Annotated in this window: 20 protein-coding genes; 12 read left to right on the forward strand and 8 right to left on the reverse strand. The window is 70.1% G+C overall.

The annotated features are described in order from the left end of the window. Positions 1-2: 2 nt before the first annotated feature. Positions 3-1,859: a hypothetical protein gene (locus tag MYMAC_RS34400; RefSeq protein ID WP_239989196.1), complete on the reverse strand. Its 1,857-nt coding sequence runs from the start codon at positions 1,857-1,859 to the stop codon at positions 3-5. 263 nt (positions 1,860-2,122) lie between these two features. Between MYMAC_RS34400 and MYMAC_RS34405 the strand changes: the two genes are divergently transcribed. Then, the gene (locus MYMAC_RS34405) at positions 2,123-3,100 is read left to right on the forward strand and encodes a gamma carbonic anhydrase family protein (RefSeq protein ID WP_238539966.1); all 978 of its coding nucleotides are present in this window, start codon (positions 2,123-2,125) and stop codon (positions 3,098-3,100) included. 13 nt (positions 3,101-3,113) lie between these two features. On the opposite strand, the gene MYMAC_RS34410 is transcribed toward MYMAC_RS34405, so the two are convergent. Beyond that, a complete protein-coding gene (locus MYMAC_RS34410) occupies positions 3,114-3,533 on the reverse strand; it encodes a 2TM domain-containing protein (protein ID WP_013937230.1) in 420 nt (139 codons plus the stop codon). A gap of 256 nt (positions 3,534-3,789) precedes the next feature. On the opposite strand from MYMAC_RS34410, the gene MYMAC_RS34415 reads away from it, so the two are divergent. Further along, positions 3,790-4,344: a hypothetical protein gene (locus tag MYMAC_RS34415; protein WP_204817199.1), complete on the forward strand. Its 555-nt coding sequence runs from the start codon at positions 3,790-3,792 to the stop codon at positions 4,342-4,344. Between the two features lie 531 nt (positions 4,345-4,875). After that, the gene (locus tag MYMAC_RS34420; protein WP_204817216.1) at positions 4,876-6,297 is read left to right on the forward strand and encodes an ATP-binding protein; all 1,422 of its coding nucleotides are present in this window, start codon (positions 4,876-4,878) and stop codon (positions 6,295-6,297) included. Between the two features lie 14 nt (positions 6,298-6,311). On the opposite strand, the gene MYMAC_RS34425 is transcribed toward MYMAC_RS34420, so the two are convergent. From MYMAC_RS34425 to MYMAC_RS34440, 4 genes are read right to left on the reverse strand one after another with little or no spacing between them, the layout of a single operon-like run. After that, positions 6,312-7,493, reverse strand: a complete 1,182-nt coding sequence (locus tag MYMAC_RS34425) for an aromatic ring-hydroxylating oxygenase subunit alpha (RefSeq protein WP_095961144.1) — start codon at positions 7,491-7,493, stop codon at positions 6,312-6,314. Next, positions 7,490-9,154, reverse strand: coding sequence for a GH3 auxin-responsive promoter family protein (locus tag MYMAC_RS34430; RefSeq protein WP_204817896.1), 1,665 nt, complete (start codon positions 9,152-9,154; stop codon positions 7,490-7,492). Before MYMAC_RS34430 ends, MYMAC_RS34425 begins: the two co-directional genes overlap by 4 nt. 10 nt (positions 9,155-9,164) lie before the next feature. Continuing rightward, positions 9,165-9,938: a hypothetical protein gene (locus MYMAC_RS34435; protein ID WP_095961146.1), complete on the reverse strand. Its 774-nt coding sequence runs from the start codon at positions 9,936-9,938 to the stop codon at positions 9,165-9,167. Next, positions 9,935-12,802 carry an FG-GAP-like repeat-containing protein gene (locus MYMAC_RS34440; RefSeq protein WP_095961147.1) on the reverse strand — a complete coding sequence of 956 codons (2,868 nt, stop codon included), beginning with the start codon at positions 12,800-12,802 and terminating at the stop codon, positions 9,935-9,937. Before MYMAC_RS34440 ends, MYMAC_RS34435 begins: the two co-directional genes overlap by 4 nt. A gap of 169 nt (positions 12,803-12,971) precedes the next feature. Here MYMAC_RS34440 and MYMAC_RS34445 point away from each other — a divergent pair, with 169 nt between their 5' ends. The 8 genes from MYMAC_RS34445 (at position 12,972) to MYMAC_RS34475 (ending at position 19,992) form a co-directional block, all read left to right on the forward strand. Beyond that, positions 12,972-13,598, forward strand: a complete 627-nt coding sequence (locus MYMAC_RS34445; protein WP_095961148.1) for a hypothetical protein — start codon at positions 12,972-12,974, stop codon at positions 13,596-13,598. A 99-nt stretch (positions 13,599-13,697) separates the two neighbouring features. Beyond that, the gene (locus tag MYMAC_RS34450; protein ID WP_095961149.1) at positions 13,698-14,735 is read left to right on the forward strand and encodes a DUF2169 family type VI secretion system accessory protein; all 1,038 of its coding nucleotides are present in this window, start codon (positions 13,698-13,700) and stop codon (positions 14,733-14,735) included. Between the two features lie 111 nt (positions 14,736-14,846). After that, positions 14,847-15,311, forward strand: a complete 465-nt coding sequence (locus MYMAC_RS34455) for a DUF4150 domain-containing protein (protein ID WP_013937219.1) — start codon at positions 14,847-14,849, stop codon at positions 15,309-15,311. Positions 15,312-15,327: 16 nt separating this feature from the next. After that, positions 15,328-16,659, forward strand: a complete 1,332-nt coding sequence (locus MYMAC_RS34460; protein WP_095961150.1) for a TIGR02270 family protein — start codon at positions 15,328-15,330, stop codon at positions 16,657-16,659. A gap of 464 nt (positions 16,660-17,123) precedes the next feature. Next, entirely contained in the window at positions 17,124-17,903 is a 780-nt protein-coding gene (locus MYMAC_RS37070) for a beta-ketoacyl synthase N-terminal-like domain-containing protein (RefSeq protein ID WP_157770490.1), read from the forward strand. Then, on the forward strand, positions 17,900-18,562 hold the full coding sequence (locus MYMAC_RS34465) for an AHH domain-containing protein (protein WP_095961151.1): 663 nt from the start codon (positions 17,900-17,902) through the stop codon (positions 18,560-18,562). Before MYMAC_RS37070 ends, MYMAC_RS34465 begins: the two co-directional genes overlap by 4 nt. A 23-nt stretch (positions 18,563-18,585) precedes the next feature. Next, complete coding sequence (locus MYMAC_RS34470; protein WP_123784063.1) at positions 18,586-19,158, forward strand: imm11 family protein; 573 nt, start codon at positions 18,586-18,588, stop codon at positions 19,156-19,158. 18 nt (positions 19,159-19,176) lie between these two features. Further along, positions 19,177-19,992, forward strand: coding sequence for an Imm49 family immunity protein (locus MYMAC_RS34475; protein WP_095961152.1), 816 nt, complete (start codon positions 19,177-19,179; stop codon positions 19,990-19,992). 15 nt (positions 19,993-20,007) lie between these two features. Here MYMAC_RS34475 and MYMAC_RS34480 read toward each other — a convergent pair whose 3' ends face one another. After that, complete coding sequence (locus MYMAC_RS34480; RefSeq protein ID WP_095961153.1) at positions 20,008-20,592, reverse strand: imm11 family protein; 585 nt, start codon at positions 20,590-20,592, stop codon at positions 20,008-20,010. A gap of 51 nt (positions 20,593-20,643) precedes the next feature. Then, the gene (locus MYMAC_RS34485) at positions 20,644-21,138 is read right to left on the reverse strand and encodes a CinA family protein (RefSeq protein WP_170114794.1); all 495 of its coding nucleotides are present in this window, start codon (positions 21,136-21,138) and stop codon (positions 20,644-20,646) included. A 280-nt stretch (positions 21,139-21,418) separates the two neighbouring features. Here MYMAC_RS34485 and MYMAC_RS34490 point away from each other — a divergent pair, with 280 nt between their 5' ends. After that, a complete protein-coding gene (locus MYMAC_RS34490) occupies positions 21,419-23,317 on the forward strand; it encodes a penicillin-binding transpeptidase domain-containing protein (RefSeq protein ID WP_095961155.1) in 1,899 nt (632 codons plus the stop codon). Positions 23,318-23,433 lie beyond the last annotated feature (116 nt).

A 23,433-nucleotide genomic window follows, 5' to 3' on the forward strand; every position in this document is an offset into this window, starting at 1 on the left:
CCTCACTCCGCCTGGAGCGTGAAGCGCCAGGGCACCTGCGCCAGGCCGGAAGCACCGGCGAGGGTCAGCACATGAACCCCGGAGCGGTCCGCGACGAACCGTCCGCTCCGCAGGTGCGACAGCGCGCCGCCGGGCGCCAGCAGCGACACCTGGAGCGCGCCGGTCTCCAGCTCCAGCCGGTACGCCCGGCCCGCCTCCAACGCGACGGTGAACACATCCGCGTCAATGGCCGTCTGCACCACGCCCGACACCGAGGCCGGCAACGTCAAGGTGACGGCCGTTCCACTGTGGTCGCCGAAGTCATCGATGGCCAATTGCTCCAGCAGCAGGGAGAACGCGTCCGCGCCATTCAAGGGCTGGAACATCATGGTGACGGGCGCCGGGTTCCAGGCGCTGAAGAGGTGACGGCCGCTGCCCAGCTCCAGCATGCCCACCGCGCCGCGCGGGTTGAAGGACAGGTCCGCGAAGGGCGCGTAGGACGCGAGGTAGATGCCGCGCGCCTCGGCCGGGAAGACCACGGCGTCCGTGTCCTGCGGTGTCTCGAAGATGCCCGTGACAGGCGTCCCCGGAGTGATGAGCGTCGCCGTCTGCGGCGAGTCCCCATGGTCATCCACCCCGGCGTCCACCAACGTCAGCACGAAGGAGTGCGCCCAGGGCACCCCGCCTTCCAGGAGGAGGTAATACGTCCCGGTGGCCTCCACCCGGGCCCTCAGCAGGTCCGTGTCCGTCCGGGCCACGTTCTCCCCGTTCGCGTCCACCACCTGGGCCGACCACCGCCCGGCCCCCTCCGTCCGCACGGCGTAGACGTGCCCGGCCGCGCCGGTGAAGGCGAAGACATCCACGTCCTCGCGCGACTGGAGGGTGACGGCCACGGGGACACCGGGCGTCATGGGCGTGGCGGTCCCCAGCGTGTCGCCGTGCTCATCGGGCCCCAGGTCCTCGAAGCGGCAGGCGACGTCCACCGGGAAGTCGCCGTAATCCGCCGCCAGCGTCACGAGCCAGTCCCGCTCGGACGTCGCCCGCAGGCTCACCGTGAGCGGCTCCCCGGACGCGCCCAGTGATTCATCCATCAACTGGCCCGTCGAGGATTGCAGCGTCAGCCGGAGGAAGGGGTTGGGCTCCGTCTGCTCGCAGATGAAGCGGTAGCCATGCCCCACCCGCGAGCGGAAGGCGAACATGTCCGCGTCGAAGGGCGAGGAGAGCCGCACGGGAAACGAGGCGCTGGCGCCAGCCTCCAGGACGGTGGCGTCCTCCGACGTCGCCCCGTGGTCGTCCACGCCCAGCGCCACCAGCTCGTACGTGTAGCGCCCGTGTGAGCGCGCGCTGGAGACCTCGAAGTACCAGGTGCCCGCGGAGAGCGTGGGGAACCACGACACCGCCGCCCCCTCCACGGTGCCAGGCATGTCGTGCGCAGCGCCCCCCACGTCCAGCAAACGCACCCGGCAATCCACCAGGGTCAGCCGCGTGCAGGAGAAGCGGTACATGCCTCCTGTCTCCACGGCGACGGCGAACAAGTCCGTGTCGCGCATGTCCTCGCGCTGGCCCTCGTCGATGCGGCCCTCGCGAGGCGACATGGGGAGCGTCAGCACCGTCGCGCGGTCGGGCGAGCCGCCATGGTCATCCGGCTGCTTGAAGGCGGCGACCGCGCACGCCACGTCCGCGGCCCGCTCCCACGGCCCACAACGGCACATGGGCTGCCCCGCGTTGGAGAAGCAGGTCCCCGCGGTGCACTGCAGTCCCGCGCAGGCCACCGCGTCCCCGGGAATCTCCACGGTGCCGCACGAGGACACGCCCAGGAAGAGGAACAGGGCCAGCGGGAGCGGCCTCGCGGCCCGGGTGGAACGCCGTGCCTGGCCCATGACGCTCCACCCTCCCATTCAAACCACCCGGTGCTTCCATTCCATGCCGAGAGCATAGAACAGGAAGCTGGCGCTCAGGATGCGCAAGGCGAGCACCCGAGAGCGTCGGACGCTGGACAACCCACCTGCGCCGCCGGGCCGTCGGGCGACGCGGCGCGTGGGTGTAGGGTGCCGCGTCAATGGTCATCAGCCTGCCGCACGAAAGTGCGCCTGCGGTGCCTGTCGGGGGGGCCGCGCACTTCAGCCTCTCCAGCAGCGCGCGGGTGCTGGGAACTCTCCACCTGGGTCCGGGAGCGAACATCGCGCAAGGCGCGGTGGTGCGCTCGCATGACGGCGCCGTGCGGTTGGGCGCCGGCTCGGCCGTGATGGAGAACGGGGTCATCATCGGACTGCCACAGCATCCCGTCACGGTGGGAGAGAGGACCTTCCTCGACCACCGCAGCCTGGTGCTGGGCGCGGAGGTCGGCGCGCTCTGCGACGTGGGGGGCGGCTCCATCCTCATGCCGGGCGCGCGCATCGGCACGCGCTGCCTGCTGGGGGAAGGAACGCTCATCCCCGCGGGCACCGTGGTGCCAGACGACTCCGTCGTCGTGGGCCGCCCCGGCCGCATTCTCCGCCGAACCACCGCGGATGACGTGGAACGGCTCCGGAAGCGGCGCGGCGGAAGCCTCGACCTGCCGGGCCAGCCACTCACCGCTTTCTCCGCGAGAGATCGCGCAGAGGACGCTCCCATGGGACAGCTCTATACGTTTCGCGACAAGCACCCACTGGTGCACCCCACCGCCACCCTCTTCTCCTCGGCCGAGGTGACGGGGGACGTCATCATCGGCCCGGGCTGCGTCATTGGCCCCGGGGTCAAGATTCTGGGAGACGGGAATGGCCCGGTGCGCATCGGCGCGGGCGTGCAGGTGCTGGCCAACACCGTGCTGCACCGGTTGTCGGACCACGCGCTGACGCTGGAGGACGGCGTCATCATCGGCCCGGGCTGTACGGTGCATGGCAGCCACGTGGGCGCGAACACCGTGGTGGAGCCGGGCGCCATCCTCTGTGACGGGACGCGGTTGGGGCGCGGCAGCTTCGTGGGCGCGGGCAGCCTGGTGAAGCAGGGCAGCGCCTTCGCGGACGGCGCGCACGTGGAGGGCTTCCCCGCGACGCAGACCGGCACGCTGGCGTCACTGCCGCCGGTCCCCCGCTGGGCGCTGCGGCCCGAGGACCTGCCGGGCCTGCGGCGCATCGGCTGACGCGCGCGGCCCGCTACCGCTGCTTCTCCGCCTGCCGGAGGGCCGCGCTCAACGTCCCCATGGCATGGAACGCCAGTCCCATGCCCCAGCCGATGGCGGGGTACTGCACCCACCAGGCCGGCCCCGAGGCCAGGTCGATGAGGGTGAGACCGCCGATGACGATGGTGTAGCTCGTCGCGTGTGACACGAGGCCCAGGTAGGCCCTGCGCATGCGGCGCTTCGCCTTGTCGCGCCCCGCGCGCGCGGCAATCACGCTCTCCACGGCGGACTCGCTCACGCCCATCTCCCGGGCCATGGCGAGCAGGTCCTCACGCGTGAGCGCGCGGTCCACGTCCTTGCCGGCCAGCGCGCGGGTCGTGGCCTCCCGGATGATTTCCGCGGCCTCGTCCTGGGAGAAGCTTGGAGGTGCGCTGCGCTGCCGTGTGTCCGCCATGGGACGCGGACGCTAGCGCGGTGACTCCGCCACGAAAAGAGCAGGGCGCCCGCCGGCTCCAGTCTCGCTGACGTCTCACCACACGCGGGGCGCGCACGCCGTACGGCGGCACCCACGCGCTCCGTGAGCGACGCGCCGGGACGCGGCGCGCATCCCGGGGCCGTAATGAAGGGGGGTTGAATGACTCCCGGAGCCTCCCGTCAGAAGGAGCAAGACGACGAAGCAGGGCCCCAGCGGCCAGCAACGGGAGGCAGTCATGCGTGGGAAGATGATGCGGGTGCTCGTGGTCATCGCGATGTCCGTCGGAAGCCCGGTCCTCGCGCAGAGCGTGCATGGCGCCTCCGGAATCCAGGCGCCCGGCGGCGTCGCGGCATGGGCACCGGGCGGCAGCGTGGATTCCTCCCGTCAGCGCGCGGAGCACGAGCGGCTGGCGCGCGAGCACCAGGCCCGGCTGGAGCGGGAACGGCAGGAGCGGGAGCGCCAGGCTCGCATCGAACGCGAGCGTCAGGAGCGCCTGGAGCGGGAGCGGCAGGCCCGCATCGAACGCGAGCGCCAGGAGCGGGAACGACAGGCTCGCATCGAACGCGAGCGCCAGGAGCGGGAACGGCAGGCTCGCCTCGAACGCGAGCGCCTGGAGCGGGAGCGCATCGCCCGCCTCGAACGCGAGCGTCAGGAGCGCTTGGAGCGGGAACGGCAGGCCCGCCTCGAACGCGAGCGTCAGGAGCGGGAACGGCAGGCTCGCATCGAACGCGAGCGCCAGGAGCGCGAGCGTTGGAACCGCGACCACCCCATGCGCGGGCGGCGGGGCTGAGCTGGCGCGCGACAGCGACGCGGAAGGCCTCCCTTCCGCGCTCGCCGCTCAGCGTCGAACCTGATAGCGGCGTGCGGATGAAGCGAACAGGCGGAGGCTGTTGAGTGAAGGTGCCGCCGCTTCATTGAGCCTGGCCAGCGAGTCATCCGAGAGGCGCTGGCCGCGCACACGTGCCGAGCGCGCATCGACGTCAGTGAATCACGGGCGCCATGAGGCGGGCCGGGGCGCACTTGAGGAGCTCGCTGTTCGGAAATGTCGGGAGATTTCGCGGCGCAAAACCCCCGACATTCCCAAACAGCGAGCTCCGGGACCGGCTCCGCCCCCCCCCGGCGAGAGGGCCCCGTTGGGGCGACACCGCGGAGGGGGCGCCCACTGCGACGGATCCTTCGCTCAGCGCATCCGAGCCGCGCGATGAGTCAAGCGCGCCGGCCCGCCAGTGATGGCTTCCGTGCGCCGCACTGCCCCCGGGGGTCGTTCCGCGTCGAAAGGGCCCGACAGAATAATGAGGCGCCCACGCACATGGTGAGGACGATGCCTCCACCCGACGCCGCGACTCCCGGGAGCACCCACCGGCAGCCCGCCACCGAGCCTCCTGTCGGTCATTCCCTGGCGCAGGACCACACGGTCCAGTTCTACGAGGATGAGGCGTTCGTCATCGACATCGTCGAGGCCTTCATCACGGGTGGGCTCGAACGAGGCGACCCGCTCATCATCATTGCCCAGGCGAGCCACCGGGAGCAGCTCGTCGCGCGGCTGATGACGGCGGGCGTGGACACCGCGGCGGCCATCAGCCGCGGTCAGCTCACCCTGCTCGATGCCCGAGAGACGCTGGCGCGCTTCATGGTGGGCGGACGCCCGGACTGGGAGCGCTTCCGTCAAATCGTCGGCGCCGTCATCGAGCACACCCTGGCGGCCGCGCGCCCGGGGACCAAGGTGCGCGCCTACGGAGAGATGGTGGACGTCCTCTGCCTGGACGGGATGCCGGACGTCGCGGTGGAGCTGGAGTCGCTGTGGAATGACCTGAGCGTGCTGTATCCCCTGTCCCTCCTGTGCACCTACGCCATCGGCCACTTCGGCCAGGCGGAGCGCGCGCGCCCCTTCATGGACGTCTGCAAGGCGCACGCGCACGTCATCCCCACCGAGCGCTACACCCGGCTCACGGCCCCGGAAGAAAAGCTGCGCGAGGTCAGCCTCCTCCAGCAGCGCGCCCAGGCGCTGGAGGCGGAGGTCCAACAGCGGCAACAGGCCGAGCGGGACCTGCGCGACGCCCTCCATCAGCGGGACGAGTTCCTGGCCCTCGCCAGCCACGAGCTCAAGACGCCCCTGACCGCGCTCCAGCTCCAGCTCCAGTCACTCCCCTCCGCGGCGGCGCGGAAGGATGGCGGTGAACGGCTGCTGGAGCGGCTGGACAAGGCCATCCGCCAAACGGAGCGGCTCGCCACGCACATCGACGGCTTGCTCGACGTCTCCCGCCTGGGGGATGGCCAGGTGCCCTTGATGTTGGAGGCGCACGACCTGTCGCGGCTCGTCCGGGACACGGTCGCTCGCGCCATGACGTCGGCGGCCGAGGCGGACTGTCCCATCCAGTTGAGGGCGGACCTCCCTGTCGAGGGCGTGTGGGACCCGCTGCGGATTCAGCAGGTGGTGGGCAACCTCCTGGTCAACGCCTTCAAGTACGGCAGGGGCCGCCCCGTCGAGGTGCGGGTGGAGGGCGCGCCGGACCACGCGCGCATCACGGTGCGGGACCACGGCATCGGCATTGCCGCCGAGCACCAGGAGCGCATCTTCCACCGCTTCGAGCGCGCCGTTCCGTCCAGCGCCTTTGGCGGCCTGGGCCTGGGGCTCTACGCGGCCCGGCAGGTCGTGGTGGCCCACGGCGGCATCCTCCGCGTGGAGAGCGAGCCAGGCCACGGGGCGGCCTTCATCGTCGAGCTACCCTACCGCCCGCAGTAGCGCGGCGCGCGGCCTCAAATCCAGAAGGCCATGTCGCGCTCGGCGTCCTCTGGCCCCGAGCCCTGACCTCCCTCGCGCAGCCAGCGGCGATACGCCTCGATGTCGGCGTGGTGCAGGTCCGCCTCCGTGCCGGAGTAGACGCCGCCGCCCGGGCCGTCCAGCAAGGCCTCGCGCTGGATGTCCATGATGACCACGTCCTGCGCGATGACCTGCCGCGTGTACCACCGCACCAACGGCCTCAGCGCGCGCCCCACCAGGGCCCCGGGGACGTCCACCGGCAGCCGGTAGCTGATGGCCGTGTAGACGAGGCTGTCCGTGGGCCCCAGCGGCGTACACTGCGAGTTGATGACGAAGCCGTGCTCGCCCCACAGGTAGTCCACGCGCGTGACGTTGGGGACGTAGAACCTGTCCGTGTGGAGCAGCGGCAGGCCGCGCGGATTGAAGAGCCGGCCCAGGCCCGTGACGGTGTCCTGCGCCTGCTTGTACGTCACCAGCACGCTGCCCGCCGTGCGCCGCACCGTGGCGGGCACCCGCTTGCTGGCGGGCCTGCGGAACCAGCCGGGGTGCACGAAGAGCGTGTGCGGGACGTCCATGAAGTTCTCGACGAGGTTCGTCACCCCGTTCGGGAAGCGCGTCACCATGAAGTAGACGTTCCAGCCCGCCTGGCCCCAGTACGGCACGCGGAACGGCGCGGCCCGCGCGGGCGCGGCGCCCCCCAGGTAGACGAAGACGAGGCCGTCCTGCTCCACGGTGGGGAAGCGCGTCAGCCGGCCCAGCGCGCAGGGCTCGGCCGCCAGCCCCTCGCGCGCGCAGCCCTCCGCGTCGAGCAGCTCGCTCCGCTGCGAGGGCCCCAATGACGGGACCTCCACCACGGCGCCCGACGCGTCGTAGACCCAGCCGTGATACGGGCAGCCGATGCGCCCACCGAAGACCGCGCCCCGGGACAGGCGCGCGTTGCGGTGCAGGCACCGGTCCCTGAGCGCGGCGGGCCGCCCGTGCGCGTCACGGAAGAGGACCACCCCCGTGCCGAAGAGGGTCCGCGCCAGCGGCTGGCCTGGCTTCAGCTCGGTGGAGAGACACGCGACGTACCAGAAGTCCTTCAGCGCGCCGCACCGCGCGAGGTCGGCTTCAGCCTCCAGGTCCACGTTGGGGACAGGCGAGGTGTCGCGCGAATGCAGGCGCGGGGGCGGTCTCATGGGGTGACTCCGGAGAAATGGTCCGACCAGCCCGTCAGGCGGTGCAGGTCCGCGGGCTTGATGTCGCCCGCGCGCTGCCCCAGCGCGATGCAGCGGGCCTCGTAGCGGCGAGCCCCCTCCTCCACGCGCACGGCACGCACCGGGCCGAGCTGCCCCAGGGCCCGCGCGTAGCCGTAGTGATGTCCCTCACGGAGGGCGCGCTCCACCGCGTCCGCCGCTTCCGCGAGCCGCGCCTCGGAGGCGTCCGTCTCCAGGAACAGGACGTAGGAAGGCGCGGGGCTCCACTCGGGCGCCAGCATGGAGAAGCCAGGGCGCGTGCCGCCGAAGAGGTCCGGGAGGACGGCGTTGAGCACCGCGCTCACGCGCGTGGCGGCGAGCTTCTCCCCCACGAGGTCAGAGACGGCGTCCGCGCGGCCCACGAAGCGCAGGCAGGGGGTGGCGTGCTGGAAGCCCTCCACGCGGACCAGGTCGCCCAGGCGGTAGCGCAGCAGGCCGCCCGAGGTGGACAGCAGCACCAGGTACGTGCGGCCCTGCTCCAGCTCATGCGCCAGGCGTGGCCGCGCATCGGGCGCCTCGCTGTCGATGAACTCATAGAAGTGGCTGCGCACCGCGAGCACGGGCGCGGGCGCATCGAAGAGGGGCACGGTGACGACGCCTTCCGTCGCCAGCAGGCCCTTGCCCTGGACCTCCACGCCGGGGAAGCGGCGGCACGCGGCGGGCAGCGCCTGGGCCGCCTGGGCGTCCGTCCACATGCTCAGGAGCGACAACCGGGGCCACAGCGCCCGGGCGCTCCAATCGCCGTGGAGGACGGCTCGCAGCAGCGAGGCGCGCTCGGGATGCGGAGAGAAGCGCATCCGGGCCAGCACCGTCCGCTGGGCAGCGACCGCGTCCGTGGAGCCCGTCTCCGGAGGCCGGCAGCGCCCTTGAGCCAGGTCGTCCGCCAGCCGCTCACCGTGCCGCTCCAGCGCGGCCATGAGCAAGGTGAGGAAGCTCGGGTTCCACACGCTGAGGAGCGTCAGGTCCTCGCGGGCGACGAGGTGCCAGAGCGTCACGTAGCGGCACGACTCCACGTCCGGCAGCGCGCCCACCTCACCGGGCACGGCGAAGATGCGCGACAACAACGGGCGCAAGAGACGCGAGAAGTAGGCGCTGTCCTCCGCGCTGCCCACGGGGATGCCGCCCGCCGTGCGCGCCTGCTTCCGCGCCAGGGGGGAGATGGACCAGTAACTGGCGCCCTCGCGCAGCGCGGGACGGCGGTGGAGCAGTTCGAAGAGCATGGGGGCCAGGGCGCGCTGGAACTCGGACAGCAGGCCTCGCGTCATGGGCACCCGCTTGCTGGCCCCGGACGAGCCGCCGGAGAGCTCGAAGCGCAGCACCGGCTCACGCGTGAGCACGCGGGCCTGCCCTGCCGCGATGCGCTCCACGTCGGGCGTCAGCGCGTCCGGTGTCACCCACTGCACCGCGTCCTGGAAGTCTCGCGCGCTCCGGACGCGGCGGAAGCCAGGGATGCGCTCCGCCTGGAGACTGCCCGCGACGGACTGGAGCACCCGCGCCAGGCACGCCGCCTGCGCGGCCTCGGGCTGGCGCAAGGCGCGGTGGAAGCGCAGCGCGGAGGGCGCGAGCACGGCCCGCAGGCCGCTCAGTGGCAGGGAGGGAGCCATCACGCCGGCCTCACGTCCCCGCGCGGACGCCCGCGTGCCGCAGCCCGCGCCGGGCCCAGCCGCGAAGCTGTCCGGCCACGCTCCGGCCCAGCGCCAGGAAGAGGTCCCCCCAGCGAATCTCCACCAGACACACCAACTCCTCGCCCTCTCCGTGACGCGGGTTGCGCTCGGCGAAGAAGGCGATGTCCGGGTGCGTGGCCGCCGCGCGGTCGATGGGCGCGACGCCGTCACGCACGCGGTAGTGCGCGCCCTGGAAGCGGAGCGTGCCTCGCGCCACGTCGTACTGCGCGCCGAACCAGCGGGCGGCCAGCGCGTGCAGGAACTCGGCGCGTCCGGGAGGCGGCGTCCAGTCCCGACGAGGCATCGTCCTGGGGAAGTAGTTCACCGCCAGCAGGTACGTCTTGAAGCCGGCGCTCAAGAGCAGCCAGTGCAACGGCCGCAGGGGATGGCGGAGCTTGCGCGACAGCACGAAGCGCCCGAAGCACACCTGCAACACCTTGTGGCCCCACCAATCAGGGTGGATGACCGTGTCCCCTGAATAGACCACCTGCACCTGTTGCCCGGCGGCGAGCTCCTCGGCGACGCGCAGGGTGCTGAAGCCCACCAGCTCCCCGCCTCGCCGCGTGTGGAGGAGGATGACGTACTGCTTGGCCTCCAGGTCCTCCGCGAAGCGCTCCGGCGACACGCCCGAATAGCAGCGCTGCATCAGCGCCAGCATCTGCCCGCGCTGCGCCTCCGTGAGCGCTTCCCGCCGCACCGTCGAGCCCCTGAGTGGCGACATCATGGCCGTGCCTGCCCTCGCGGCGTCTCCGGGCCGGGAGGCTGCCGCAGCGCGTGCGTGCGGTCCGCCTCCAGCGACACCTCCTGCACCTCCCCGCCATACCAGTGCACCCGCGCCGTCACGGGCCCCGCATACCGGCCCAGCCCGAAGTGCAGCCGCGCATCCGCCGACGCGGAGAAGCCGCCCATCAACCCGACCTCCTGCACCTGCTCCACGCGCCGCCCCGCCTCCTCGTAGGAGACGACCACCCGGGTGCCCACCGCGCTCCGGTGCGTCCGCCCACCGTGGCCCACCAACGTGAGGCCCACGAAGTGCGCGCCCCCACGTCCCTCCGAGCGCAGCGTGTTGCGATACAGCGACACCGGCCCGTGCTGGTTGGTGATGAGCGCGTCCAGGTCGCCGTCCCCATCCAGGTCCGACAGGAGCACGCCCCGCGAGTTGTCCGGGTCATCCAACCCGAGCTCCCGCGCCAGGTCCACGAAGTGCCCGGGCTTCGCGTCGCCCAGGTTGAGGTACGCGCGGCGCGCCTCGTTCGGGTAGATGGTGCGTCCCCGGATGTCGCCCCACTTGTCCGCGTACGTGTGCACCTCCGGGCCGGACTGCATCAGCTTGTGATTCACATACCAGTAGTCCTTGCGCTGGCCGTCGGGGATGCGCCACCGCGCCGCGTCCAGGCGGTCATCCACCATGCCATTGGCCTGCACCAGGTCCGGCCAGCCGTCGTTGTCCAGGTCTCCCGCCGCCGCGCCCCAGCCGAAGCGCCGCTCGTTGAGCGCGCCGCGGAAGGTGGCCTCGTCCCGGAACGCCGGCGTGAAGGCGTCCTCCCCGGGGCCCACCATCCACAGCAGGCTGCCCTCCGCCTGGAGCGAGTGGTGGACGTTGGAGACATACAGGTCCAGCCAGCCGTTGCGGTCGAAGTCCGCCACGGAGGCATTCATCCCCTTGTACGTGTCCTTTCCAATCTCGCCGAAGAGCCGGCCCGCCACGCGGCGGAAGTGCGTGCCGCCCTCGTTGAGGTAGACGTCGTCCGGCCCGAAGTCGTTGGCCACGTACAGGTCCGTCCAGCCGTCGCGGTTGAAGTCCACCGTGCTCACCGCCAGCGACCAGTGCGTCTGCGGCATGCCCATGGCGGCGAGGTCCACCTTCTCGAAGGTGCCGTCTCCCCTGCCGCGATAGAGCGCGTTGAGCCCGCCGTTGGCCGCGTTGTGCCAGCCGTCGTGCATGAAGCGGAACATGCGGCGGTCGTCGGGGTGCTCGGGCTGGGGCAGCCGGAAGAGGTTGAGCGGCACCGGCGGCGTGTAGTCCGGCAGGTGCGTGGTCATCACGTTGAGGACGAAGAGGTCCAGGTGCCCGTCCCGGTCATAGTCCAGGAAGGTGAGGCCCAGGCTCACCGCGTGGTCCGTCACGCCCGCGGCCTCCGTCACGTCCTCGAAGCCCGCCGTGCCCGTCTCGCGCAGCGTGTTGCGCAGCAGGCGGACGGGCCCGAAGGCCACCGCCACCGCGAGGTCCAGGTCGCCGTCACCGTCCCAGTCCACGAAGGTGCCGCCGCCCGGCAGGCCCTCTTCCTTGTACCGCGTGGCGAAGCGCTCCAGCGCGGGCACGGGCACCCGTTCGAAGCGAAGCTCGCCGAGGTTGCGGTAGAGGACCGCGTGGTCCTCGGGACGGCCCAGGGGGTGCGTGAGGAACAGGTCTGGCCGGCCATCGCCGTCGAAGTCCCCAACGGCGACGGCATCCCCCACCGCCACCAGCCACTTCGCGACGTGCCCGAGCCGGGGGTCCAGCTCCTCCAGCGTATGGCCCATGGTGGAGCCCAGCCCTGCGGCGCGCGCGTCCACGCGCTCCATGCGGAAGTCTAGCGGCGTGGCCCTGGCGCCCGGCGTGGCGGCCAGGGTGTAGCCCCCCAGCATGAGGGCCCCGAGTCCCCCCACCACCGCGGCGCGCTTCAGCCAGCCGGAGGACACCAGCGTGCGCAATGACTCGCGCCCCCCGCGCCGCCACGCGGCGCGGGCGTGGAGGAAGAGGAACCGCGCGGCGGCGCACGTGAGGGCCGCATAGAAGAACGTGTAGACGCTCTCCTTGAAGTGCAGCACCAGGTCCACCAGCGTCACCGCCAGCGCCAGCAGTATCTGCCCGCGCCGCGTGCCCGGAGACGTGGCCGGGTCGGTGAGCATGTAGAAGACGAAGATGAAGAACGACGGCGCGCCGAGCGTGCCGAGGAAGAGGACCTCGGGCGGCAGGTGGTGCCGGAGCACGTAGGCGCGCAGCGCCGTCTGCAGCGCGTAGAAGCCGAGGAAGCTGACCACCAGCCACCCGCGCCCCACCCGGAAGAAGAACAGCACCAGCGCCGCCATGAGGATGAAGGCGGAGAGCGCCACCTCCCCGTTGGCCCACTGGTACGCGGGCGCGGCGGTGATGAGCTCCCGCGTGAAGAGCAGCGACAGGGCCACGCCGAACATGGACGGGTTGAAGACGTGGCGGCCCTGGAAGGTGAGCACGTACTTCGAGCCGATGGCGATCCACACCGGGAAGAGGAGCAGCCAGCTCGAATGCGAATAGTTGAGCAGCAGCGCCAGCGAGCAGCAGGAGATGTATGCGCTGAGGGGCACCACCTTCTGCCGCTTCAGCGTCCACCCGAGCGCCATGTCCAGCGCGCTGCCCGTCACCACGATGGTGGCCATCTGCCAGGGGCTGCGGTTGAAGCCGAAGAAGGTGAAGCCGAGCACGCCGTAGAGCGTCAGCAGGAAGGCGAAGGGCAGCCGCGGGTCGTTCCAGCGAGGCCAGACCCAGCCCCAGCGCTCGACGCGGGGCGCCGTGTGCAGGGGGACATACACCTGTGCAGCCGGGCTCACCCCGGGACCAACGCTCATGGAAGCCCGCCTCCCGCCAAGGCGCGTCGCCGCGCGCGAGCGGAGCGTGCCCCGCGGCGCGCGCGCTGTCCAATCAGGTCAGGGGCTTGCGTGAGCCCCTCGTATCCGTGCATCCATGCCATGCGCGGGGCGTTGCAAGCCCCGGGCACAGACAGGTCCCTCCGCGCCGATGCTCTCTCCACACACCCGAGTCCTGCTCGCCGTCCTGGCCGCCCTCTGCGTCGCGGCGGCGGCGGGGTTCCACCATGCACAGAACGTGAAGGGCTCGCGCGGCGGGCGCATCTCCGGCCCCAAGCTGGCGTGGCTGTTCTACGCGGTGTTCCTCTGGTTCCTCGCGTGTCCGCTGGTGGCGCTGGACGTGGCGGTGCCGGAGGAGGCGCGAGGGGTGCTCGGCGCGTTCGCTGCCTTCATGTGGCTGCGGGGCGTGGCGGAGCTGTACCTGCTCTACGGGGTGAAGCGCTGGCGGCCCCCGTACGGCGTGGCCCATGACGTGGCGTGCATCGTGCTGGTGCTCGGCGGCCTGTTCTGGGGCCGGGCGCGGTGGCTGGGCGAGCTCGGCCCCGCTGACCTGTGGGCCCTGGGCTTCCTGGGCTTGGTGCTCGCGAGCCTTTTCGTCGAGGTCGCCTACGCGGCGCTGTTCTTCCACGCCGTGGAGGGCCGCACCACCGGCGAGGACGGCATCTGGTTCGCGGATGAGGCGCAGGCCCGGTTCCGCCGCATCAACCGGCTGACGCTGGCGCTCAACGTGCCCCTGTATGCGGGGCTCGTGGGGTTATTGGGGTTGGGGGCGTGGTAGGCGGAGCGTCGGTACGCACGGAACACCCCCGGGCATGGCTGCTACAGTGCGTATCTCCGCTGGCACAGTCGGACCTCCTGCCCGCCGAGTCGAAAAGCCATGGGACACCCCACCCTCGAGAACAAGACGCCCTTCGCCTTCGACATGATGGGCCTCGCCGACGAGGACGGGAGCTCCCTGCTGCTGCTCGTCGTGAAGGCCACGTATGCCTTCGGGCCCTCCGGACTGAAGCTCGCCGACGAGCAAGTCCCGGTGACGTGGGGCGGTGAGTCCTGGGGCAAGCCCGGCGAGTCCAGCGACAGATACGAACCCGAGAGCGCCTTCATCAAGTTGGCCACGGACGTGGCGCTGATTGGCCATGCCTACCCGCCCCAGAAGGGCGCCACCGAGGCGCTGGTTGCGCTCCAGGTCGGGCCGCTGAAGAAGGCCGTGCGCGTCGTGGGTGACCGGACCTGGTTCAAGAGCATGGGCCGTGTCGCGGCCACCAAACCGCTCCCGTTCGACAAAATCCCGCTCACGTGGGAGCGCGCGTTCGGCGGCTGGGACAAGACAGACGCCGCGAAGCCTGCCTTCGAGCCACGCAACCCCGTAGGGGTGGGCTTTCGCGCCAGCCCTCGCCACTTCGAGGAGGGCCTGAAGCTGCCCAACCTGGAGGACCCCACCACTGAGCCGCTGCGCGACTTCGGCCAGAAGGTGGTGCCCACGGGCTTCGGCTTCACCGCTCCCCACTGGCAGCCACGGGCGAGGTACGGCGGCACCTACGACGACGCCTGGGACAAGACGCGCAAGCCCCTGCTGCCCAAGGACTTCGACCGGCGGTTCTTCAACGCCGCCGCGCCGGGGCTCATCGCTCCCGGATACCTGAAGGGAGACGAGCCGGTCATCATCGCCGGCGCCTCGCCCAAGGGCCGGCTGTCCTTCGCGCTTCCCGGACAGGCCGCTCCGGTCGTCACCGTGGCGCTCGCGGGCGGCGAGGACGCAACGCCTCCGATGCATCTGGACACCGTCGCCCTGGACACGGACGCGGAGCAGGTGACGCTCCTCTGGCGTGGGCACGTCACCCTGGGCGAGGGCCTCCATGATGTGCGGGGTCTGAAGGTCACCGCCCAGGGCGTGGCCGCGCCCAAGGCTGCCTGAACGGGGCCGGCGTAGGGTCATGTATCCGGCGGCGCACCCGGGCTTCGTAGCGGCCCGGCTCGCTCCCCGTGGCCCCGCCGAGGTAATCTGTCCCCTCTGGAGGTGGCTGGCATGCCTGTCAATACCGGTGTGAACAAGATGTCCGTGGTGACGAAGGACAGTGGCGGCGTCACCGTGGCCTTCCCGGACGTGTGCAAGACGCCCAGCCCGGCCGGGCCCGTGCCCATCCCCTACCCCAACGTGGCCCAGTCCTCCGACACCGACAAGGGCACGAAGAAGGTCTCCGTCGCCGGCAACCCGGTGTGCGTCAAGGACTCCAACTTCAAGATGAGCACCGGCGACGAGGCCGGCACCGCGGGCGGCGGCGTGGTCTCCGGCAAGACGAAGGGCAAGGCCGAGTTCGTCAACTTCTCCTTCGACGTGAAGTTCGAAGGGAAGAACGTGGCGCGCGCCTTTGACCTGATGCTCCACAACGACAAGAACACGCCGCCATTCCCTGTCATGCAGGGCCCTGTCATCGCCATGGGTGGCAATGAAGGCAAGCCCAAGTGCCTTGTCTGCGATAAAGAGGTCTGACCCTCCGAGCGGGACCATGGCCAAACGTGATGGGCGGTTGTTGCGTTGGGATATCTACGAGACGCACCTCGACGAGGCCGCGTTCCGGTGGAGCCAGTGGGAGCAGTCCCTCGACGCTCCCGATTTCACCCTGACCGATGTCGCGGAGCTGGAGGAGCAGCTCACGGCCCATCTGGACGGGCTGGTGCTCGGAGGAGCGCCGGTGGCCCAGCGGCTCCTCGAGCCCGCGCTCACGTCTGAAGACCCGGAGCGCATTGTCGCGGCCGCCCTGGCGCTCCTGGGGAGCGCTGGGCCGGCAGGGCCCTCCGCCCTCCTGGCCTCGCTTCCCGAGGCGGAGGAAGCCGTCCTCACGTCGCTCCAGCGCGCCTTCGAGCTCCATTGTCCGCCCGACCTCGGCGCAGGATTGTCGTCCCTGCTGAAGCAGGGCGACACCCGCCCCGAGCTCCAGGCGCTCGCCCTGGACACGCTTGGCGCCCATCGCCTCGCCGATGCGCCGCTGTGCCAGCCATTCGTCGCGCATCCGAATCCCGCTGTCGCCGCCGCGGCGCTGCGAGCCGCCAGCCACAGTGGGGTTCCGATTGAGCCCACTGCGATTCAACGCGCCCTGGAGTCCAATGCACCGCGGCTTCGGGACGCCGCCATCGTCGCGGGCCTTCGGGCCGGGCACCGGAGCGCATGGGCCGCCTGCCAGGCCGCCGCGGAGCCCCAAGGACGTGGAGGCCGCCTGCCCCTGCTCGCGCTGGCCCTGAATGGCGACGAGCGGGACATGAAGGTCCTGCTGGGGCTGCTCTCCGTGGAGCCGCGCCGGCCCGATGTCCTGTGGGCGCTTGGATTCTCTGGGCGCCTGGCCGCCGCTGAGGCCTGTCTGGAGTGGATGCGGGACACGTCCACGGCGCCGCTCGCGGGTGAGGCCTTCAGCGCCATCACGGGGCTCCACCTCGAGGGCCCCTTCGTCAGGCCCCCGGAAGAAGCGGAGGCCGAGGAGCCCGCGCCCATGGAGGACGAGGACCTGGACGCGGACCTCAAGCCGAAGCCCGAGGACGCGCTGCCCATCCCTGACGCGGCGCAGGTCGCTGCCTGGTGGAAGGAGAACCGCCCCCGGTTCGACGCCAGACAGCGGTACCTCGCCGGCCAGCCCCTGACGCCGCAGACCCTCCTCGACGCGCTCACGGCGGCCCCCATGCGCAGGCGGCACGCCCTGGCCCTGGAGCTGGCGTTCCGCAGCCGGGGCGCCATTCACGTGCCGACTCGGCGATGGGTCTCCACGCAACTCCAGGCCTGGACGGAGGCGCGCTCGGCGCCGGCCTCGTCGTACAGCCGCCCGTTCGCGGAGGGGCTGCGCGGTTAAGCAGCGACGACACGCCGGGACAAGCCAATGGCCCACGGCCGGGCCTTCCTGGCGCCAAGCTGCAATCACTGGCATGATGGGCTTTCGATCTCGGGGAGGGAAGCCTGATGGCATCTCATCAAGCAATGCCAGGCACCGTCGCGCTTCGTGCCATGGGCGCGGCAACCTCCCTGGGGGCTGTCGTCCAGGCCGCAGCCGCGGCCCGGGCGGGAGTCAGCCGGGCCCAGGAACTCTCACAGAGCACGTGCCTTGATGAAGTCACGCACGAGCGTGTCGCGCTCGTGGGACACACGGCGGGGCCCCTGACGGAGGGGTTCGAAGGAATCGGCAGGCTGGTGCAGCTTGGCGTCGCGGCGCTCGAGGACCTGGATGCATCCGCTCATGGGGCATGGTGGGGACAACTCGATTGCTTTCTGTGTCTTCCCCGAGGCTTGGGCCTGGGGACGGACCCGCCAAGGGACTCCATGGACGTCGCACGGGCCCTGGCGTCGAGGCTCCAAGCCGAAGCCCGCTTCATCCCCTCGCTGAAAGCCATGCAGCTCTTCCAGGAAGAACGCGGAGGAACCATTCACGCGCTTGAGGAAGCAATGAAGTCGCTCCAGGCGCGACGGTGCGACCAGGCCCTGGTGCTGGCTTGCGATTCGCTCGTGTCTCCGGAGCGCCTTGCGGCTCAGCTTGATGAGCGCCGCCTCAAGACACCCGATCATCCGGTTGGATACATGCCGGGGGAAGGCGCCGTGGCCTTGCTGCTGGAGCGTCGGGACGCAGCTCGGGAGCGAGCACAGCCCCCAATCGCCTACCTCTTCAAGCCGGCAACAGCCCAGGAGCCCCACTGTCGTGATGCGAAGGCTCCACCCGTAGGCCGCGCACTGGAGGAGGTGCTCGCGTTGGCCCTTTCGCAGGCAGCGGCCACGTCGCTTCCCGAGGGAAGCCTCTACCTGGACCTCAACGGAGAGGAATTCCGCGCGCGCGAATGGGGCCAGACGCTGCTTCGGGCGCGGGCTACATGCCGCGTCGATGAATGGCGGGCTGTCATACCCGCCCTGAGCTTTGGCGAACTGGGGGCCGTATCCCCCCTTGTTTCAGTTTGCCTCGCCACGCGGGCCTTTGCCCGCGGCTATGGACGCGGAAGCCATGCATTGATTCTGGTGGCCGGTGATGACGGCCATCGAGCCGGCCTGCTGCTCGAACGAGGCCCCTCGTTCCGGAGTCCGCTGATGATGATTGCAGGAGGAGCGCAATGAGCCTTGCGAAACACATCGCGAAGACGCGCAAGAGGGAAGTCGTCACGGAGCGGGTGAACGGCTTTCAAACCAACTGCACCACGGGCTTCAAGAGGACAGGATACTGGGAGGCACACCACATCGTGTGTGTATCCTCCGTCGGCAAACGAAAGGTGGACTACCCCAAGTCCCCACCAGAGCTCGCTGACTACCTGGAAGCCTGCCTGTGGGTGACGCCGTGGGACATCAACGCAGCTCACAACCTCATCGGACTTCCATCGAATCGCCAGTACCGCGACTCCAATGGAGAGAGTCCAGAGGACCTTCCTTCCCATCAGGTCGACCACAACACCCGGGGCGGATATACAGAAGAGGTATCAAAGTACCTCATGGAGAACGTCTGGTGCTCGCTCACCGAGAAGAAGGAAGTTCATGATGTCGATATCGCAACATTGAAGGCGGAGCTTGAAAGCGCCAGCAGCATGTTCCGTGAACGCCTGGAGTCGCGAGGTGCGCGAAATGGGGGCACGAAGTTCTGCTGGAAGAACCGACATGAGGAGGGATTCGCACGGAAGTGGTACTACCCCTTCTCGATGGGAAAGAAGCCCAGCCACCGTTCTCCTGGCGTTTCGTATTCCCTCCTGGATTCCATCTTCAAGAAGATCAAACTACCTTTCTGAGGCCTGAGGTGAACGTGAGCAGCATGCCTGTCGTCTGGGAGTGGGATGTAGGCGAGCGTTTCTGTGTCCTGGATGGCGTCCAGAATGTCCCGAACGAGTATCAGCTCAGCAAGGGCATCAGCCGTGCCCTGGGCTTTCCGGCCGATGCGAACTTCGCCATGTCCGCCAGGCACCGGAAGTACGTCGCCCTGGCAGACAACATCAGCAATATGAACCGGGCGCTGGTCGTCTCCCGCCGGCTGAAGGAAGTGGTCGAGGCGAAGCATCCACGCGATGTCGAGTTCCTCCCTGTTTCGATTCTCGACCACAAGCAGAAGGTGGCCAGCAGCGATTACTTCATCATCAACCCATTCAAGGTCGTCGACTGCATCGACAAGGACAAATCCAAGTACCGGTGGAACAACATTGATCCGGAAAAGATGAGTTCCTGCACCAGGCTCGTTCTCAAACCGGATGCAATCGATCCCGAACTGCTCCTGTTCCGGCCCCGGCACCTCGAATACTACGTCCTGGTTCATCCAGACCTGGCCGAGGCGCTGGAGGGGGAGGGCTTCACGGGCCTCAGCTTCACGCCGCTCGACGAGTTCGAGTCCTGACCCCGGAGACACGTCTCGATGAGCCTGCATGCCCTGCAACAGCGCATCAAGGAAGAACTCCAGGAGCATCTGGCTGTCATTGCCAACGGCCGCCCCGCGGCGGAGCAGGGGCCCGTCTATGAGGAGGTGGAGCAGTGCTTCCAGGCGACGGCCTGCTGCGCCTTGCTCGTGGCCGCGGACAGGTCGAACTTCCAGAAGCACCTGTGCTGGGCTGCGCTGGCTCGAAGGGACTTCCTGCGTCGCAGCCAAGAAGAGGGGACTCCGAGCGACTTTCGCTGCGCCAGGAGCCGGAGCGAGGCCTTCTTCTGCGCGCTGGCCGCGGGCGACATCGCGCTCGCCATCGAGATCGGCGACCTGTCTCCCGCGACCTGGAGGCCGGATGGGGAGTACAAAGACGACTTCGCGTACCAGTACTTCCTCCATCAGCACCTGAAGCGCGCGGAGCCAGGATATCGAGAGGCCGTTCTCCAGCAGCTTGAGGAAGCCGTCCCAGGAGCCGACCCCAGCCGCTTCGACGTGTGCCGTGCGCTGCACCAGGGAGCTCGAGAGGCGTTCGAGTCGGCCCTGGAGGCGCTCATCGACCGGCACAGCCTGGAAATGGACGGCTTGCGGCCACAATCAGGGGATGTCCCGACATTTGAACCACGAAGCCGCGTCTTCATTGAAGGGCTGGCACTGCTCCGCATCGCGAGCGAAATGGGACTTCACTCCGAAGCCCGCACCTATCGGCTATGCCCATGGACGGTGCGCGAGGGCGCCTTGGAGACCAGACCGGACGACATCTTCGCGGAGATGGCGCACCTGAGTGGACGGCGCCGGTCCTCCGCCCGCTGAGGTACCTCTCCGGCCTCATCGTTGACCAGACTGCGCCAACTCCGTCACCAGGATATTGGTGGGGTCCGATGCTTCGAGTGCGTCTACCATGCGTTCACTGATTACGTATCTCTGCGCGTCCCGCTCAATGCGGAAAAGGTCCGGCGCGTGCCTCAGTTTCCGTGGGTCCAGCACTCGCTCTTCAATCCGCACGATGTCCCGCCCCAGGTATTCAATCTGGCTCTCAGTGAAGTCCAAGCAGTCGACCGCGCCAACCGGGTTGACGAACCCATAGTCGCGAGAGTGAATGCGGCCCTTGTGGTTATAGAGGGTAAAGGGCAGGTATTCGATCTCCACTCCCGGACAAAGCCGCGCAAATATTTCGCGAGTCTTCGCATCGACAAGCAGGAAGCGCTTGATGTTGCCAATCAGCGAGCCAGTAACGATGCCTGGATAAGCATCGCTCATTTGGAGCTTGGCATTCTCTGGGAAGAATGGGGCAGCTTTCTTACCCACGGACAGGTAATAGCTCTCCAGCCCCATGCCTTCCGGCTCACTGTCGATCAGGCAGAGCGAACTGTCGTTGATGTCACCCAAGGTCTCGATCAAGAAGTAGTTCATGGGGAACGGTTCTCCTATGGAACCTCGTGGGTATTCATGTTGAGGGTGCCGTCAAGCCACCTCCAGCCGCTCCACCAGCAGCGCCAGCACCCGGCCCACGATGGCGCGCCGGACCTCGCTCCTGTCCCCGGTGAAGACATGCCGCTCCACCGTGGCCTCTCCACCCCGGCGGAGCACCGCGAGGTAGGCCAGCCCCACGGGCTTCTGCGGCGTGCCGCCTCCGGGCCCCGCGATGCCCGTCTCCACCAGCACCCAGTCCGCCGTGGAGCGCGCCAGCGCGCCATGGGCCATGGCCTCCACCGCCTCCGCGCTGACCGAGCCGTGCGCCTGCAACGACGCCAGCGGGACACCGAGCTGCTCCACCTTGGACTCGTATGAGTAGGGGATGAAGCCACGCTCGACGACGGCGGAAGCGCCTGGGACCTCCGTCAACGTCGCGCCCAGCAGACCGCCCGTGCAGGCCTCCACCAGCGCCAGGCGAACGCCCGCGGCGCGACAACGCTCCAGCGCCTGCCGCGCCAGGTCCTCCAGGGATGCTTCCTTCATGAACCCCACTCCATCGCATCCGTGGCGGACCTGCACGCCCCAGGACGGCTGCGCCATGCGTTCCCGGCACGTCCTTCACGCGGGGCGCCGCACCGCGTCCGCCCCCACCGGTGACAGCTCCACCGTAGCAGTCGAACGAGGCCCCCCGTGGGCGCTCCAGGGACGGGGACACCGTCCACGGCCGCGCAGTCCGTTGACCTCCACACCCTGGCCATACTCCCGGTGCCCTCGGCGGCGGATTCCTTGACCCATCCACGCTCGTGCGCGACAGAGTGCCGCCGTGTCCCGGCGAGCGTGGAAGGTTGGAGTCCTGGCCCTGGTGGCCGCGTTCCTGACGGCCTGTGCGTCCAGACAGACGCCGACGGTCCCCGACAAGGTCGCGAGCCCGGAGGCCGCGGGCCCGGTCGCCGACGGCCCGGTCGCCGAGGCCGAGGCCTATCTACACGCCTGGGCCGCGGGGGACTTCGCCGCCATGCGGCGCGCCGCCCTCAACCCGCCCGCGCACTTCGAGGCGATGCACCGGCAGTTCCGCGACGGGCTGCGCATCGCCTCCTCCCAGTTCGAGCTCGGCCCCTTCCAGCGCGATGGCGACGCCACCGTGGCCACCTACCGCGCCGCGCATCTGCTGCGAGGGCTCGGGGAATGGGAGGTGGAGGGGACGCTGCGCTTCGTCCGCCACCAGGGCCCCTGGCGCCTCCAGTGGACCCCCGCCGTCCTCCACCCCGAGGCCCGCGACGGGGACCGGTTCTCCCGCACCCGCACGGCCCCCCAGCGCGCGGACATCCTCGACGCGCGCGGGGCGCTGCTCACCCCACAAGGCGAGGTCATCACCATCGGCGTCGACCCCTCCCGCGTGCGGAACATGGCGGACGTGGCGGCGGCGCTCCAGTTCCAGACCGGTGTGAGCACCGCGCGGTTCGACGCGGCGATGCGCGCGCCGGGCGCGGCGACGAGCCGCTTCGTGCCCATCGTCGACCTGCCCCCCGAGCACTACCAGCAGGTGCGCCCCGCGCTGGCCCCCGTGCCCGGCATCTTCTTCCGCCGCAAGAGCGCGCGGACCTCGGCCGACGGCTTCGCGTCCCACACCCTGGGCCGCGTGGGCGAGGTGACGGCGGAGCTGCTTCCCCAAATGGGCCCCACCTACCTGCCGGGCGACCTCGTGGGCCTCTCCGGCCTGGAGCGGGCCTACGAGGTCCAGCTCGCGGGGAGCCCCTCCGGCGACGTCCTGCTCATGCGCGCATGGGGCGAGACACAGGTCCTCTTCCACTTCGAGGGCGAGCCCGGCGCGCCCCTGTCCACCACGCTGCGCCGCGAGGTCCAGGCCGCCGCGGAGGCCGCGCTCGAAGGCGTGACCCACCCCGCCGCCCTCGTCGCCGTGGACAGCGCCACGGGCGCCATCCTCGCCGTCGCCAGCCGGCCGCTCTCCCAGCCGCTGCACCGCGCCCTCACGGGCCGCTATCCGCCTGGGTCCACCTTCAAGGTCGTCACCACGGAGGCGCTGCTCGCCCAGGGCATGCGCGTGGACTCCCCTGTCGCCTGCCCTCCCACGGCGATGGTGCGCAGCAAGTCCTTCCGGAACTTCGAAGGTGAATCCCTGGGAGACACCACGCTGCGGCAGGTGTTCGCCCACTCGTGCAACACCGCGTTCGTGACGCTCGCGACGGGGCTTGGCGGTGACGCCCTGAGCGCCGCGGCCCGGCGCTTCGGCTTCGATGTGCCCTACGCCCCCGGGCTCACCTCCGCGGGCGCGTCGTTCCCCGCGCCCGCCGATGCCATCGAGCTGGCGGCCGCCGCCATCGGACAGGGGCGCGTGCTCGCCACGCCCCTGCACATGGCCTCGGTCGCCGCGGCGGCGGAGACCGGAGAATGGCGCGCCCCCTTTCTCGTGGAGGGGCTCGACGGCGGACCGAGCAGCCCGCTCTCGGACGGCGTCCGGGCGCCGCTCACCACGCTGATGCGCGCCGTCGTCACGGAAGGCTCCGGCAAGGCAGGCCGGAGTGTGCCTGGGCTCGCCGGCAAGACGGGCACCGCCGAGTTCGGCACCGTGGCGCCCCTGCCCACCCACGCGTGGTTCATCGGGTTCCGCAAGGGCGTGGGCTTCGCCGTCCTGGTGGAAGGCGGCGGCGTGGGCGGGCGGGTCGCCGCGCCCATCGCCGCGAAGTTCGCTGGCGCGCTGTAACGCGCGCGAGCGTGCGCATCCGCGTCATACGCCACCCACCTTCGTGGCTCCGCTCGGCGCAGCGCCACGACCAGCCCCGCCAAGGCCACGGTGCGCGGCCGCCCACCCGTCGCGCG

The organism is Corallococcus macrosporus DSM 14697, from assembly GCF_002305895.1.
GTDB lineage: Bacteria > Myxococcota > Myxococcia > Myxococcales > Myxococcaceae > Myxococcus > Myxococcus macrosporus.

Excerpts from the sequence above, each read along its gene's own strand:
- MYMAC_RS34400 (WP_239989196.1), bottom strand. The coding sequence starts at position 1,859 with ATGGGCCAGGCACGGCGTTCCACCCGGGCCGCGAGGCCGCTCCCGCTG.
- MYMAC_RS34410 (WP_013937230.1), bottom strand. The coding sequence starts at position 3,533 with ATGGCGGACACACGGCAGCGCAGCGCACCTCCAAGCTTCTCCCAGGAC.
- MYMAC_RS34415 (WP_204817199.1), top strand. The coding sequence starts at position 3,790 with ATGCGTGGGAAGATGATGCGGGTGCTCGTGGTCATCGCGATGTCCGTC.
- MYMAC_RS34420 (WP_204817216.1), top strand. The coding sequence starts at position 4,876 with ATGCCTCCACCCGACGCCGCGACTCCCGGGAGCACCCACCGGCAGCCC.
- MYMAC_RS34425 (WP_095961144.1), bottom strand. The coding sequence starts at position 7,493 with ATGAGACCGCCCCCGCGCCTGCATTCGCGCGACACCTCGCCTGTCCCC.
- MYMAC_RS34430 (WP_204817896.1), bottom strand. The coding sequence starts at position 9,154 with ATGGCTCCCTCCCTGCCACTGAGCGGCCTGCGGGCCGTGCTCGCGCCC.
- MYMAC_RS34435 (WP_095961146.1), bottom strand. The coding sequence starts at position 9,938 with ATGATGTCGCCACTCAGGGGCTCGACGGTGCGGCGGGAAGCGCTCACG.
- MYMAC_RS34440 (WP_095961147.1), bottom strand. The coding sequence starts at position 12,802 with ATGAGCGTTGGTCCCGGGGTGAGCCCGGCTGCACAGGTGTATGTCCCC.
- MYMAC_RS34445 (WP_095961148.1), top strand. The coding sequence starts at position 12,972 with ATGCTCTCTCCACACACCCGAGTCCTGCTCGCCGTCCTGGCCGCCCTC.
- MYMAC_RS34450 (WP_095961149.1), top strand. The coding sequence starts at position 13,698 with ATGGGACACCCCACCCTCGAGAACAAGACGCCCTTCGCCTTCGACATG.
- MYMAC_RS34455 (WP_013937219.1), top strand. The coding sequence starts at position 14,847 with ATGCCTGTCAATACCGGTGTGAACAAGATGTCCGTGGTGACGAAGGAC.
- MYMAC_RS34460 (WP_095961150.1), top strand. The coding sequence starts at position 15,328 with ATGGCCAAACGTGATGGGCGGTTGTTGCGTTGGGATATCTACGAGACG.
- MYMAC_RS37070 (WP_157770490.1), top strand. The coding sequence starts at position 17,124 with ATGGACGTCGCACGGGCCCTGGCGTCGAGGCTCCAAGCCGAAGCCCGC.
- MYMAC_RS34465 (WP_095961151.1), top strand. The coding sequence starts at position 17,900 with ATGAGCCTTGCGAAACACATCGCGAAGACGCGCAAGAGGGAAGTCGTC.
- MYMAC_RS34470 (WP_123784063.1), top strand. The coding sequence starts at position 18,586 with ATGCCTGTCGTCTGGGAGTGGGATGTAGGCGAGCGTTTCTGTGTCCTG.
- MYMAC_RS34475 (WP_095961152.1), top strand. The coding sequence starts at position 19,177 with ATGAGCCTGCATGCCCTGCAACAGCGCATCAAGGAAGAACTCCAGGAG.
- MYMAC_RS34480 (WP_095961153.1), bottom strand. The coding sequence starts at position 20,592 with ATGAACTACTTCTTGATCGAGACCTTGGGTGACATCAACGACAGTTCG.
- MYMAC_RS34485 (WP_170114794.1), bottom strand. The coding sequence starts at position 21,138 with ATGAAGGAAGCATCCCTGGAGGACCTGGCGCGGCAGGCGCTGGAGCGT.